This is a genomic window from Streptomyces sp. S.PNR 29, assembly GCF_030386795.1.
GTDB lineage: Bacteria > Actinomycetota > Actinomycetes > Streptomycetales > Streptomycetaceae > Streptomyces.
Window position 1 is genome coordinate 340069 of record NZ_JANUQM010000009.1, and the last position, 12628, is coordinate 352696.

Genomic DNA, 12628 nt, shown 5'->3' on the forward strand with positions numbered 1-12628 from the left:
GATGGCTCGTCGCCTCCGCATCCGGCATGTCACCCGCGTCTCGTACGCGCAGGCCGCGGTCTCCTCGCACAACGAGGTCCGCATGACCCCGCTGACCCTGCCGAACCAGACCACCCTGGACGCCCGGGTCACCGTCAGCCCGGCCACCTCGACCTGGTCGTACTGGGACTACTGGGGCACGCAGGTCACCGGCTTCGACCTGATGGATCCGCACGCCGACCTCACCATCACCGCCTCCAGCCTGGTCGAGACGTCCCCGGCGGGTCCGCTTCCCGAGCCGCCGACATGGGCGGAGCTGACCGAGCAAGCCACCGGCTCCCGCCTGCTGGAGTACGCGGGCCCGACCTCCCGTACGACGGTCCCGCAGGAGCTGGTGGAGAAGGCACGGGAGGCGGCAGCCGGCCTCGACCCGCACGAGACCGCCCTCGCCGTGTCCGCCATGGTCGCCGACCGGGTGTCCTTCCTCCCCGGCGTCACCAATGTGAACACCTCGGCGGCCGAGGCATGGGAGCAGGGCGCGGGCGTCTGCCAGGACATCGCCCACCTCACCCTCGCCCTGCTGCGGGGCATCGGCCTGCCGGCCCGGTACGTCTCCGGCTACCTGCACCCGGAACGGGAGGCCGAACTGCACCGCTCGGTGGCCGGTGAGAGCCACGCCTGGATCGAGTACTGGGCCGGCGACTGGTGTGGCTACGACCCCACCAACCGCACCCGCGCGGACGAGTCCCACGTCGTGGTGGGCCGGGGCCGCGACTACGCCGACGTCACTCCGCACAAGGGGGTGTACCGGGGCGTGGCCGGCGGGCCGCCGGAGGTGACGGTGGAGTTCACCCGGGTGGCGTGACGGACCAGGCGCTCAGGCCGGGGGCTGAGCGGCGCCCCCCGCGACCGGTTACTTCAGACCGGCCGCCGCACAGGCGGCCTCGTACTTCGGGGTGCAGATGTCGGACTTCGTGTAGATGCCGTCCGCGATGACGGTGTCCTCGATGTTCGACTTCGTCAGGGCGACGACGGGCACCAGCTGCGCGGGGATGCCCTTGTCCGTGGGGCTGTCGACCCTGTCCCGGGTCAGGGCGTCGAACTGGATGTCCCGGCCCTGGACCCTCGCCACGGCCATCTCCGCGGCGGACTCCGCCTCCTGCGGGTACGACTTGTACACGCTCATGTACTGCTCACCGGCGATGATCCGCTGCACCGCGGGCAGCTCCGCGTCCTGGCCGGTGATGGGCGGCAGGTCGGTGACGCCCGCGGCCTTGAAGGCCTTGATGATGCCGCCCGCCATGCCGTCGTTGGCCGAGTAGACGGCGTCGATGTCGCCCTTGCCGATCGCCTCGATCGCCTCGGTCATGTTGGCCTCGGCGTTCTCCGGCTTCCAGTCCTTGGTGTCGAAGGACTGGGCGATCGTCACCTTGCCGTTCAGCTCGGACAGCGCACCGGCCTTGAACTGCTTGGCGTTCGGGTCGGTGGGCGAGCCGTTCATCATGACGATCTTGTCGGCGGTGCCGGCGTTGCCGAGGGCCTCCATGAGGGAACGTCCCTGCACCTCGCCGACCAGCTCGTTGTCGAAGGAGATGTACGCGTCGATCGGGCCCTCGGCCAGCCGGTCGTAGGCGATGACCGGGATACCGGCCTCCTTGGCCTTCTTCACGCCCTCCGCGATGGCGTGCGAGTCGACGGCGTCCAGCACGATCACATCGACCCGGTCGTCGATCATCTTCTGCAGCTGGCTCGCCTGCTTGCCGGCGCTCGCCTCGGCGTTGGCGTACTCGACATGCCCCTGGTTGTCGGTGAGGGAGTCGACCTTCTTCTTGAAGATCGGGTAGTCGAAGTTCTCGTAGCGGGTGTTGGCCCGCTCCGGAAGCAGCAGTCCCACCGTGATGTCGTTGCCCTTGGTCGGGCTCGCCTCGCTACTGCTCTCCGATGCGTTCAGCACGCCACAGCCGGCGAGCGAGAGGATCATCGTGGACGAGGCCATGGATATGGCGATACGACGCATGGGGGAGCTCACTTCTGATGCCTTCCGGACGCGGGCGCAGCATTGCGACCCAGATGACTGAAAAGCCAACGCGGCGGTAACCCCCAGCGTCAAGACGAACCACTTAACGAGATGGCAACATCACACTCCGCAGCATTGTGAAGGAGTGGCGGAACCACCTCCAAGCAGCGCTTACAGGCCACCCATCAAGTGCTTCCCATCGGACGGCAAAACTTCATACAACCAACCCCCTTCCTCATGAGTCGTGATCTCGAAGGCCCCGTCGGCCCTCCCGATTCGACCAGAGGAACGAATGAATCCAGCCAGACGCACGACCGCGGCGACCGCGACCGCCCTCGTGCTCGCCACCGCGGGCGGCCTGCTCTCCCTGACCGCCACCCCGGCCTCCGCGGCCGTGACATGCACCTCTCCGGTCTACAAACGGCAGTTCTTCGCCAACACCACCTTCTCGGGCACGCCGAAGAAGACCGACTGTGACACCGCGATCGACCAGGACTGGGGCACCGGCGCGCCGGCCTCCGGCCTGCCGTCGAACAACTTCGGCGTCCGCTGGACGGTGACCAGGGACTTCGGCTCCGGCGGCCCGTTCTCCCTCGCCGCCTCGGCGCAGGACGGCATCCGGGTCTACCTGGACGGCGTCCGCAAGGTGGACCTGTGGAAGAACGTGTCGACGACGGTGAAGAAGACCGTCAACGTCACCGTCCCGTCCGGCAAGCACACCCTCCGCGTCGACTTCGTCAACTGGTCCGGCACCGCGAACGTCAAGTTCACCTACACGCCCCGCACCTCCGCCGACGTCGACACGGTCAAGCCGCTCGCTCCCACGGGCGCTTCGGTCACGTACGACGCGGCGACCGGCAAGGCCAGGCTGACCTGGGCCAAGAACAAGGAGATGGACCTCGCCGGCTACCGGGTCTACCGGCGGCTCAAGGGCACGTCGTTCGGGAGCACGCCGCTGGCCACGACCACGTCCGTCTCGTACACGGACTCGACCCTGCCGGTGACGGGCGAGGCTTACTACTACGAGGTCCGCGCCTTCGACAAGGCCGGCAACGAGTCGGCGGGCACGGCGGACCAGCTCGTCACCACCGCCGACCGGGTCGCGCCCGGTGTGCCGGCCGGCGTGGAGATCACCGACGCCTCCGAGGCGGGCGGCCTGCGGGTCGGCTGGAGCGCCGTGGCGGAGGCGGCCACGTACCGGGTGTACCGGGCGGCGAGCGCGGACGGCACGTACACCCTCCTCGGCAGCACGGACCAGCTCTCCTACCGGGACGCCTCGGCGGCCGTGCGCACCAAGTACTACTACCGGGTGAGCGCGCTCGACGCGGCGGGCAACGAGTCCGCGCGGTCCACCGCCGTCAGCGGCACGCGCCGGGACGACACCCCGCCGCCGGCCGTGACCGGGGTGACCGTGACGCCGACCGAGTACGGCTTCGAGGTGCGCTGGGACGCCAACCCGGCTACCGACCTGGCGAGCTACGTGGTGCGCCGGGGCGAGTTGTGGGGGGACGAGGAGGAGCAGGTGTGCTCCCTCTACCCGGGCTTCTACGTGTCGGCCGACACGACCTCGTACGAGTACGTCACCGACCCGGACGGCGAGGAGTCCTGCTTCATCGTCGACGCCGTCGACGAGGCGGGGAACTCCTCCTTCAAGTGGACCGGTGAAGCCCAGATCGTGACGGCGACCGAGTTCGACATGACGCCGAGCGTGGCGACGCCCGAGGGCTCCCCGCTGACCCTGGACGCCACCGGCGCGGAGGGCGACGAGGGCAACCGGCTCACGTGGTACGGGCTCGCCGAGGACGCGGCGGAGCAGGCCGGCGGGTACCGCGTCTACCGCTGGAACCCCGCCACCTCGCAGTACGAGAAGATCGCCGAACCCGGCCCCGGGGCCGTCGAGTACTTCGACACCACCGCCAAGCGCGGCACCACCTCGTACTACTGGGTGACCGCCGTGTCGGCGGACGGCACCGAGTCCCTGCCCGCGGGAGACTCGGCGACCACCGCGCCCTGACCCGAGCAGCACGAAGGGGCCGGGAGATCGCTCCCGGCCCCTTCCCGCGTACGTGGAGGCGTCAGTCCGACTGCTGCCGCTTCGGCCGCCACACCACCAGCGCGCTGGTCTGCTGGACCTCCTGGTAGGGCACCAGGTCCCGGCGGTACGAGGCGTGCACCGCCGCCTCGCGCTGGCGCATCGCCGCGGCCGCGCCGTCGAGGGCGTCCTGGAGTTCGGCCACGCGGGCCTGGAGCGCGGCGACCTGGTTCTCCAGTTCGATGATGCGCTTGATGCCGGCCAGGTTGATGCCCTCGTCCTGCGACAACTGCTGCACCTGGCGGAGCAGTTCGATGTCGCGGGCCGAGTAGCGGCGGCCGCGGCCGGCCGTGCGGTCCGGGGAGACCAGGCCGAGGCGGTCGTACTGACGCAGCGTCTGCGGGTGCAGGCCGGAGAGCTGGGCGGCGACCGAGATGACGTAGACCGGGGTGTCCTCGGTCAGTTCGTACGGATTGCGCCGACGGCCGTCCATCTCGATCAAGCTCCCTTCGCGGCCTGGAACAGCTCCGCCCGCGGGTCCTCACCCGCGGTCGCCTCGCGATACGCCTCGAGCGCGTCACGAGCCTTCCCCGACAGGTCCTTCGGGACACTCACCTCGACGGTGACCAGCAGATCGCCGCGGGTGCCGTCCTTGCGGACCGCACCCTTGCCCCGAGCCCGCATCGTACGGCCGTTCGGCGTGCCCGGTGGCAGCTTCAGCGTGACGGGCGGGCCGCCCAGGGTCGGGACGCGGACCTCGCCGCCGAGGGCCGCCTCGGGATACGTGACCGGGACGGTGACGGTGAGGTTGTCGCCCTTGCGGCCGAACACCGGGTGGGCGTCGACGTGCACGACGACGTACAGGTCGCCCGCCGGGCCGCCCCGCTCGCCGGGCGCGCCCTTGCCGCGCAGCCGGATGCGCTGCCCGTCGGACACGCCCGCCGGTATGCGGACCTGCATCGTGCGCGACGACTTGGCCCGTCCGCTGCCCTTGCAGACCTCGCAGGGGTCCTCCGCGATCAGGCCGCGGCCCTTGCAGTCCGGGCAGGGGTCGGTGAGCGAGAAGCCACCGCCCGAGCCCCGGGCCACCTGGCCGGTGCCGACGCAGGTCGGGCACACGCGCGGCGTGCCGTTCTTGTCGCCGGTGCCGGAGCAGGCCTTGCAGGGCGACTGCGAGGACATCCTGAGCGGCACGGTCGCGCCCTCGATGGCCTCCGTGAAGCTGAGCGTGACCTCGGACTCGATGTCCTGGCCGCGCCTCGGCTGGGTCCGCGTGGTGGCTCCGCCGCGGTTGAACAGGCCCCCGAAGACGTCACCGAGCCCGCCGCCGAAGCCGCCGGCTCCCCCGCCGCCCTGGGCCCCTCCGAAGAGGTCGCCCAGGTCGAAGTTGAAGGAGCCGCCGCCCGCGCCCGGCCCCGGGCGGAACCCGCCGTTGCCGAAGAGGGCGCGTGCCTCGTCGTACTCCTTGCGCTTCTTGGGGTCACCGAGGACGTCGTTCGCCTCGGAGATCTCCTTGAAGCGCTCCTCCGCCTTGACGTTTCCCTTGTTGGCGTCCGGGTGGTACTCGCGGGCGAGCTTCCGGTACGCCTTCTTGATCTCGGCCTCGGTGGCGTCCTTCGGGACGCCGAGGACCTTGTAGTAGTCCTTCTCGATGAAGTCCTTGGTGCTCATCCTCGACGCCCCTCCTTCCCTGTCTCGGTGTTTACGTCAGCCCTCCTCCGGGCCACCGTTCTCCTTGTCGTCCGCCGTCTCGGACTGCGCGCCCTGCTCGTCGGCCGGCTTGACCGTCTGCGCACCCGGCTGCGGCTCGGCCACGGCCACCCGCGCGGGGCGGATGGTGCGCTCGCCGATGCGATACCCGGGCTGCAGGATCGCCACGCACGTCGTCTCGGTGACGTCGGGCGCGTAAGAGTGCATCAGGGCCTCGTGGATGGTCGGGTCGAAGGGCTCGCCCTCCTTGCCGAACTGCTGCAGGCCCATCTTCGCGACGGTGGTCTCCAGCGACTCCGCGACGGACTTGAAGCCGCCGACGAGTTCGCCGTGTTCCCGCGCGCGGCCGATGTCGTCGAGCACGGGCAGGAGTTCGGTCAGGAGGTTCGCGATGGCGATCTCCTTGACCGCGATCCGGTCACGCTCGACCCGGCGGCGGTAGTTCTGGTATTCGGCCTGGAGGCGCTGGAGGTCCGCCGTGCGCTCGTTGAGCGCCGTGCGCACCTGGTCCAGCTGGGCCACCAGCCCGGCGTTCTGGCTCGCGTCCCCGGCCGGGGCCGCCTGCTCCTCCGGGGAGGAGGAGGCGGCCTTCGACTCGGCGTCGTCGGGGGTGGCGCCGGAGGGGACGTCGGGCTGCTGCTCTTCGAAGCCCGGGTTCTCCTCCGTCACGCGGCACCATCCTTCCGCTCGTCGTCGACGATCTCGGCGTCCACCACGTCGTCGTCCGCCTTGGCCTCACCGGCACCGGCGGACTCGCCGCCGGCGGCCTGGGCGCCCTGGGCGTCGGCGTACATGGCCTGGCCGAGCTTCTGCGAGACGGCCGCGACCTTCTCCGTGGCGGAGCGGATCTCGGCGGTGTCCTCGCCCTTGAGCTTCTCCTTCAGCTCGTTCACCGCGGCCTCGACCTCGGTCTTGATCTCGCCGGGGACCTTGTCCTCGTTGTCCTTGAGGAACTTCTCGGTCTGGTAGACGAGCTGCTCGCCCTGGTTGCGGGACTCGGCGGCCTCGCGGCGCTTGTGGTCCTCCTCCGCGTAGCGCTCGGCCTCCTCGCGCATGCGGTCGACCTCTTCCTTCGGGAGCGAGGAGCCGCCGGTGACGGTCATCTTCTGCTCCTTGCCGGTGCCGAGGTCCTTCGCCGTGACGTGCATGATGCCGTTGGCGTCGATGTCGAAGGAGACCTCGATCTGCGGGACGCCGCGCGGCGCCGGCGGCAGACCGGTCAGCTCGAACATGCCGAGCTTCTTGTTGTAGGCGGCGATCTCGCGCTCGCCCTGGTAGACCTGGATCTGCACCGACGGCTGGTTGTCCTCGGCCGTGGTGAAGATCTCCGAGCGCTTGGTCGGGATCGTGGTGTTGCGCTCGATCAGCTTGGTCATGATGCCGCCCTTGGTCTCGATGCCGAGGGACAGCGGGGTGACGTCGAGCAGGAGGACGTCCTTGACCTCGCCCTTGAGGACACCGGCCTGGAGCGAGGCGCCGATGGCGACGACCTCGTCCGGGTTGACGCCCTTGTTGGCCTCCTTGCCGCCGGTCAGCTCCTTGACGAGCTCGGCGACGGCGGGCATACGGGTCGAGCCGCCGACGAGGACGACGTGGTCGATCTCGCTGATGGAGATGCCGGCGTCCTTGATGACGTTGTGGAACGGCGTCTTGCAGCGCTCCAGCAGGTCCGCGGTCAGCTGCTGGAACTGGGCGCGGGTGAGCTTCTCGTCCAGGTGCAGCGGGCCCTCGGCGGAGGCCGTGATGTAGGGCAGGTTGATCGAGGTCTCGGTGGACGAGGACAGCTCGATCTTCGCCTTCTCGGCGGCCTCACGCAGACGCTGCAGGGCCATCTTGTCCTTGCCCAGGTCCACGCCGTGGCCGGACTGGAACTGCTGGACCAGGTAGTCGACGATGCGCTGGTCCCAGTCGTCACCACCGAGGTGGTTGTCACCGTTGGTGGCCTTCACCTCGACGACGCCGTCGCCGATCTCCAGCAGCGAGACGTCGAAGGTGCCGCCGCCGAGGTCGAAGACCAGGATGGTCTGGTCGTCCTTGTCGAGGCCGTACGCCAGCGCGGCCGCGGTGGGCTCGTTGACGATACGGAGCACGTTCAGGCCGGCGATCTCGCCGGCCTCCTTGGTGGCCTGACGCTCGGCGTCGTTGAAGTACGCCGGGACGGTGATGACCGCGTCGGTGACCTTCTCGCCCAGGTAGGCCTCGGCGTCCCGCTTCAGCTTCTGCAGCACGAAGGCGCTGATCTGCTGGGGGTTGAAGTCCTTGCCGTCGAGGTTGATCTTCCAGTCGGTACCCATGTGGCGCTTGACCGAGCGGATGGTCCGGTCCACGTTGGTGACCGCCTGGCGCTTGGCCACCTCACCGACGAGGACCTCACCGTTCTTGGCGAAGGCGACGACGGAAGGCGTGGTCCTGGCGCCCTCGGCGTTGGTGATGACGGTGGGCTCGCCGCCCTCCAGAACGCTGACGACGGAGTTAGTCGTGCCCAGGTCGATGCCGACCGCACGTGCCATGGTTGATTCCTCCAGCTGACTTGAGTGGAACGGACTCAAGTGTGCACGACACCCCCCGCGCGGTCAACAGACCTGAGTCAGCCAGACTCAACTCTTATCCGCTCCTTACACGCAACGGGCCGGTGACCTGCGAGGACGCGGTGGCGTACGGCTGCACCCCCGTCGCCCGAACGGGGAAACCCGCCGTCCTGCGAGCCTCGGGCACGCGGATCCGCAGCAGGCCCAGGACGAGGGCGAGCGCACCGCCGGCCACCCACAGCACGGTCCCCTCCCCGGCCCGGCCGGTGTGCACGAGCACTGCGACGAGTACCCCGCAGAACGCGCCGATGCCGAGCAGCACCGTCACGCCCGGCGCCGAGAGACCGATCCGCCGCAGCCGGTGCCCGAGATGGTCGGGGCCGCGCCGGGACAGGGGCCGCCCGGCCAGCCGCCGGGACGCGACGACGAGGAGGACGTCGGCGCACGCCGGGGCGGTGAGCGCGAACAGCACCGCCGCACTGGAGGAGAGTCCCTGCCCGGCCCGGGTGAACACCGCGGCCGAGGCGAGCACGAAGCCCGAGAACAGGGACCCGCACGCACCGAGCGCGATCCGCGCGGGATGCCAGTTGTGCAGCAGGAACCCGGTCAGCGCGGCGGCCAGCGCGCTCAGCAGCACCGCGAGCCCGTCCAGCACCTCGGCCGCCGCGCACACCCCCACACCGAAGGCGGTCACCACACCCACCGTGCCCGCCAGCCCGTCGGCATGGTCGAGCCCGCGGAAGGCGGTGGCGACCAGGGCGATCCAGCCGACGGCGAGGATCCCGGCCGGCACCCCGGTCTCGCCGTACGGCACCACGAACGCCGCCGCGAGGGCCGTACCGACGAGCAGGACCCGCCGCCGGATCCGCACCACGTCGGCCACCAGCCCGAGCAGGGCGACGGCACCCCCGGCGACGAGCAGCCCGCCGATCCCGGACCCGAGCGGCGCGACCCCCGTCCACTCCCCGGCGCCCGCGACCAGCCCGGTGACGAGCACGACGGCCACACCCCCGAACAGCGGCAGCGGCCGCTGCCGCCGCCGGTCGCAGATGCCGAGGCGCAGGGCGAGGCCGCGGAGCAGCGTCGTGAGGAGGGCGGCGAGGAGGAAGGCGGCGGTCGCGGCGATGATCCCGTAGAGCACGGCTCTAAATTAGGACGGAAGGTATCAATTCAGTGCGAATAACACGATCTGATTTTCCTGTCCACTCGAAAGAGGGCCCGGCTCGGAGAGAGGCAACCCTCAGCGACACAGATCACCGCACGTCTGGCTACAGTGCGGCGGAGGATGGGGGTAGTCTCGAACGGACTGCATAAGTTACCGCTTAGTAATGACCTGATTCTGACCCTCGCAGAACCGCCTCGCAGGCCCGAGGAGCCCCCATGCAACTCGCCGCGATCATCGTGTCGCTGGTACTGACCGTGGTCGGCGTCGCGCTGCTCGCACGCGCCATCGGCCAGTTCGTCCGGTACTTCAAACTGGGCCAGCCGGTGCCGGCCGGCAGCCGGACCGACAACCCCTACCAGCGCAGTGTGACGCTGGTACGGGAGTTCCTCGGCCACACCAGGATGAACCGGTGGGGCATCGTGGGCGTCGCCCACTGGTTCGTGGCCATCGGCTTCCTGACGCTGCCGCCGACCATCGTCACCGCCTACGGCCAGCTCTTCCAGGCCGACTGGACGCTCCCGGTGCTCGGCGGTTTCCTGCCGTACGAGCTGTACATCGAGTTCATCGCCGCGATGACGACGCTCGGCATCGCCACGCTGATGGTCATCCGCCTGCTGAACCTGCCCTCGCGGCCGGGCCGCAAGTCGCGGTTCGCGGGCTCGAAGATGGGCCAGGCGTACTTCGTCGAGTACGTCATCCTCACCATCGGCCTCGCCATCTACGTGCTGCGCGGCCTGGAGGGCGCGCTGCACCACGTGGACCACTACGAGGCGGCGTACTTCGCCTCGTACCCGCTGGTCCTGGCGTTCAAGGGCCTGAGCGTCGCCGCGCTGCAGAACCTCGTCTACTTCTTCGCCATGATCAAGCTGGGCACGACCATGATCTGGATGATCACGGTCTCGCTCAACACCAACATGGGCGTGGCCTGGCACCGCTTCCTCGCCTTCCCGAACATCTGGTTCAAGCGCAACGCGACGGGCGAGACGGCCCTCGGCGCCCTGCAGCCGATGACGAGCGGCGGCGAGCCGATCGACTTCACCGACCCCGGCGAGGACGACGTCTTCGGTGTCTCGCAGGTCGAGCAGTTCTCCTGGAAGGGCCTGCTGGACTTCTCCACCTGCACCGAGTGCGGTCGCTGCCAGTCGCAGTGCCCCGCCTGGAACACCGGCAAGCCGCTCTCCCCGAAGCTGCTGATCATGTCGCTGCGGGACCACGCCCACGCCAAGGCGCCGTACCTGCTGGCCGGCGGCGGCAAGACGATGGAGGGCGAGGAGAAGGCGAGCGAGGAGCAGCTCAAGGACGTGCCCGCGGCGGCTCTGGCGGAGGCCGAGCGGCCTCTGGTGGGGTCGGTGGAGGACAACGGCGTCATCGACCCGGACGTCCTGTGGTCCTGCACCACCTGCGGCGCCTGCGTCGAGCAGTGCCCGGTGGACATCGAGCACGTCGACCACATCGTCGACATGCGCCGCTACCAGGTCATGATCGAGTCGTCGTTCCCCTCCGAGGCGGGCACGATGCTCAAGAACCTGGAGAAGAAGGGCAACCCCTGGGGCCTGGCCAAGAAGCAGCGCCTGGAGTGGACCAAGGAGGTCGACTTCGAGGTCCCGGTCGTCGGCAAGGACATCGAGGACCTGTCCGAGGTCGAGTACCTGTACTGGGTCGGCTGCGCGGGCGCCCTGGAGGACCGCGCCAAGAAGACGACGAAGGCCTTCGCCGAGCTGCTGCACATCGCGGGCGTGAAGTTCGCGATCATGGGCGGCGACGAGAAGTGCACCGGTGACTCCGCCCGCCGCCTGGGCAACGAGCCCCTGTTCCAGGAGCTCGGCATGGAGAACGTCGCCGCGCTGAACATGGCCTTCGGCGAGGACGACGAGGACGAGTCGACCAAGAAGCCGAAGTCGGCGAAGAAGATCGTCGCCACCTGCCCGCACTGCCTCAACACCCTCGGCAACGAGTACCCGCAGCTCGGCGGCGACTACGAGGTCATCCACCACACCCAGCTGCTCCAGCACCTGGTGGACGAGGGCAAGCTGATCCCGGTGACCCCGGTCGAGGGCATCATCACCTACCACGACCCGTGCTACCTGGGCCGCCACAACAAGATCTACACGCCCCCGCGGGAGATCATCGGCAAGGTCCCGGGCCTCAGGAACGAGGAGATGCACCGGCACAAGGAGCGCGGCTTCTGCTGCGGCGCCGGCGGTGCCCGGATGTGGATGGAGGAGCGGATCGGCAAGCGCATCAACAACGAGCGCGTCGACGAGGCCCTCTCCCTCAACCCCGACATCGTCTCGACGGCCTGCCCGTTCTGCCTGGTCATGCTGACCGACTCCGTGAACGGCAAGAAGAACGACGGCAAGGCCAAGGAGTCCATCCAGGTGGTGGACGTCGCCCAGCTGCTGCTCGACTCCGTCAAGACCCCGGTCCCGGACGACGACGAGCCCCCGGCGGGTTCGGCGGATTCCGAGAGCGAGCCGGAGCCGCAGCCGGTGAAGTAGCCGGTCGCCCCGCACCACCGACGCCCCGTGCCCCCCCTTTCGGGCACGGGGCGTCGTCGTTCCCTCATCGGCCTTCCCCTCATCGGCCGCACCGGCCGGCGCCTCAGCCGCCTACTCCGCCCCCACGATGCGCTCGACCGCAGCCGTCACCAGCTGTTCGCGCTCCGCCTCCGGGTAGACGTCCGGCAGGGTGAGCTGCTCGACGATCAGCCAGTTCAGAGTGAGCACGAGCAGCTTGACGGCCGTGGCGTCGCCGGGAAGGCCGGAGGCCTCGTGGTAGGCGACGTTGGCGTCGACGTCGGCCCGGACCCGCTCGGTGAGGACCCTGCGCAGTTCCGGGCGACGGGTCGCCTCCAGACGCAGCTCCAGCAGCGCGAGGTAGCCGGTGCGGAAGGAGGCGACGCGGCCGACGACACCACGCATCAGCTCCACGTACGTCTCCCGGTCGCGGCCGGCCGCCTGCTGGCGGGCGATCTCGGCCTCGTCGGGCTGGAGGCGCTCGTAGACACGGGCGCCGGCCTGGGTGAGCAGGTCGTCGCGGCTGGCGAAGTAGTTGGACGCGGTGCCGACGGGTACGGCGGCCTCGGTGTCCACCGCCCGGAACGTCAGGCCTCGTGCGCCCTCCCTGGCCAGCACCTCGATCGCAGCGTCGACCAGGGCCGCGCGCCGCTGTTCGTTCCGCCTCACCATTGACACCAC

10 protein-coding genes are annotated in these 12628 nt (G+C 69.7%); 3 read left to right on the forward strand and 7 right to left on the reverse strand.

Features of this window, described 5'->3' with window-relative positions:
- The first annotated feature begins 1 nt into the window (after nucleotide 1).
- On the forward strand, nucleotides 2-844 hold the full coding sequence (locus tag NW895_RS25050) for a transglutaminase family protein (RefSeq protein WP_289938197.1): 843 nt from the start codon (nucleotides 2-4) through the stop codon (nucleotides 842-844).
- Nucleotides 845-892: 48 nt separating this feature from the next.
- Here the strand turns inward: NW895_RS25050 and NW895_RS25055 are convergent, their stop codons facing one another.
- Nucleotides 893-1996 carry a substrate-binding domain-containing protein gene (locus tag NW895_RS25055; protein ID WP_289938198.1) on the reverse strand — a complete coding sequence of 368 codons (1104 nt, stop codon included), beginning with the start codon at nucleotides 1994-1996 and terminating at the stop codon, nucleotides 893-895.
- A gap of 292 nt (nucleotides 1997-2288) precedes the next feature.
- Between NW895_RS25055 and NW895_RS25060 the strand changes: the two genes are divergently transcribed.
- Nucleotides 2289-4010 (forward strand): PA14 domain-containing protein, encoded by a 1722-nt coding sequence (locus NW895_RS25060; RefSeq protein WP_289938199.1) that lies wholly within the window; start codon nucleotides 2289-2291, stop codon nucleotides 4008-4010.
- A gap of 61 nt (nucleotides 4011-4071) precedes the next feature.
- On the opposite strand, the gene NW895_RS25065 is transcribed toward NW895_RS25060, so the two are convergent.
- The 5 genes from NW895_RS25065 to NW895_RS25085 form a co-directional block, all read right to left on the reverse strand.
- The gene (locus NW895_RS25065; RefSeq protein ID WP_289938200.1) at nucleotides 4072-4521 is read right to left on the reverse strand and encodes a helix-turn-helix domain-containing protein; all 450 of its coding nucleotides are present in this window, start codon (nucleotides 4519-4521) and stop codon (nucleotides 4072-4074) included.
- A 5-nt stretch (nucleotides 4522-4526) separates the two neighbouring features.
- Nucleotides 4527-5699, reverse strand: a complete 1173-nt coding sequence (gene dnaJ / locus NW895_RS25070; protein WP_289938201.1) for a molecular chaperone DnaJ — start codon at nucleotides 5697-5699, stop codon at nucleotides 4527-4529.
- A 36-nt stretch (nucleotides 5700-5735) separates the two neighbouring features.
- Complete coding sequence (gene grpE, locus NW895_RS25075; RefSeq protein WP_289938202.1) at nucleotides 5736-6407, reverse strand: nucleotide exchange factor GrpE; 672 nt, start codon at nucleotides 6405-6407, stop codon at nucleotides 5736-5738.
- Nucleotides 6404-8248: a molecular chaperone DnaK gene (dnaK, locus tag NW895_RS25080; RefSeq protein WP_289938204.1), complete on the reverse strand. Its 1845-nt coding sequence runs from the start codon at nucleotides 8246-8248 to the stop codon at nucleotides 6404-6406. Before dnaK ends, grpE begins: the two co-directional genes overlap by 4 nt.
- A 94-nt stretch (nucleotides 8249-8342) precedes the next feature.
- Nucleotides 8343-9407, reverse strand: a complete 1065-nt coding sequence (locus NW895_RS25085) for an MraY family glycosyltransferase (RefSeq protein ID WP_289938206.1) — start codon at nucleotides 9405-9407, stop codon at nucleotides 8343-8345.
- Between the two features lie 239 nt (nucleotides 9408-9646).
- On the opposite strand from NW895_RS25085, the gene NW895_RS25090 reads away from it, so the two are divergent.
- Nucleotides 9647-11929 carry a (Fe-S)-binding protein gene (locus tag NW895_RS25090; RefSeq protein WP_289938207.1) on the forward strand — a complete coding sequence of 761 codons (2283 nt, stop codon included), beginning with the start codon at nucleotides 9647-9649 and terminating at the stop codon, nucleotides 11927-11929.
- Between the two features lie 111 nt (nucleotides 11930-12040).
- Here the strand turns inward: NW895_RS25090 and NW895_RS25095 are convergent, their stop codons facing one another.
- Nucleotides 12041-12619, reverse strand: a complete 579-nt coding sequence (locus NW895_RS25095) for a TetR/AcrR family transcriptional regulator (RefSeq protein ID WP_289938209.1) — start codon at nucleotides 12617-12619, stop codon at nucleotides 12041-12043.
- Between the last annotated feature and the right edge of the window lie 9 nt (nucleotides 12620-12628).

Bases quoted from the DNA above. Each gene is read 5' to 3' on its own strand.
- NW895_RS25050 (WP_289938197.1), top strand. From the start codon at position 2: ATGGCTCGTCGCCTCCGCATCCGGCATGTCACCCGCGTCTCGTACGCG.
- NW895_RS25055 (WP_289938198.1), bottom strand. From the start codon at position 1,996: ATGCGTCGTATCGCCATATCCATGGCCTCGTCCACGATGATCCTCTCG.
- NW895_RS25060 (WP_289938199.1), top strand. From the start codon at position 2,289: ATGAATCCAGCCAGACGCACGACCGCGGCGACCGCGACCGCCCTCGTG.
- NW895_RS25065 (WP_289938200.1), bottom strand. From the start codon at position 4,521: ATGGACGGCCGTCGGCGCAATCCGTACGAACTGACCGAGGACACCCCG.
- dnaJ (WP_289938201.1), bottom strand. From the start codon at position 5,699: ATGAGCACCAAGGACTTCATCGAGAAGGACTACTACAAGGTCCTCGGC.
- dnaK (WP_289938204.1), bottom strand. From the start codon at position 8,248: ATGGCACGTGCGGTCGGCATCGACCTGGGCACGACTAACTCCGTCGTC.
- NW895_RS25090 (WP_289938207.1), top strand. From the start codon at position 9,647: ATGCAACTCGCCGCGATCATCGTGTCGCTGGTACTGACCGTGGTCGGC.
- NW895_RS25095 (WP_289938209.1), bottom strand. From the start codon at position 12,619: ATGGTGAGGCGGAACGAACAGCGGCGCGCGGCCCTGGTCGACGCTGCG.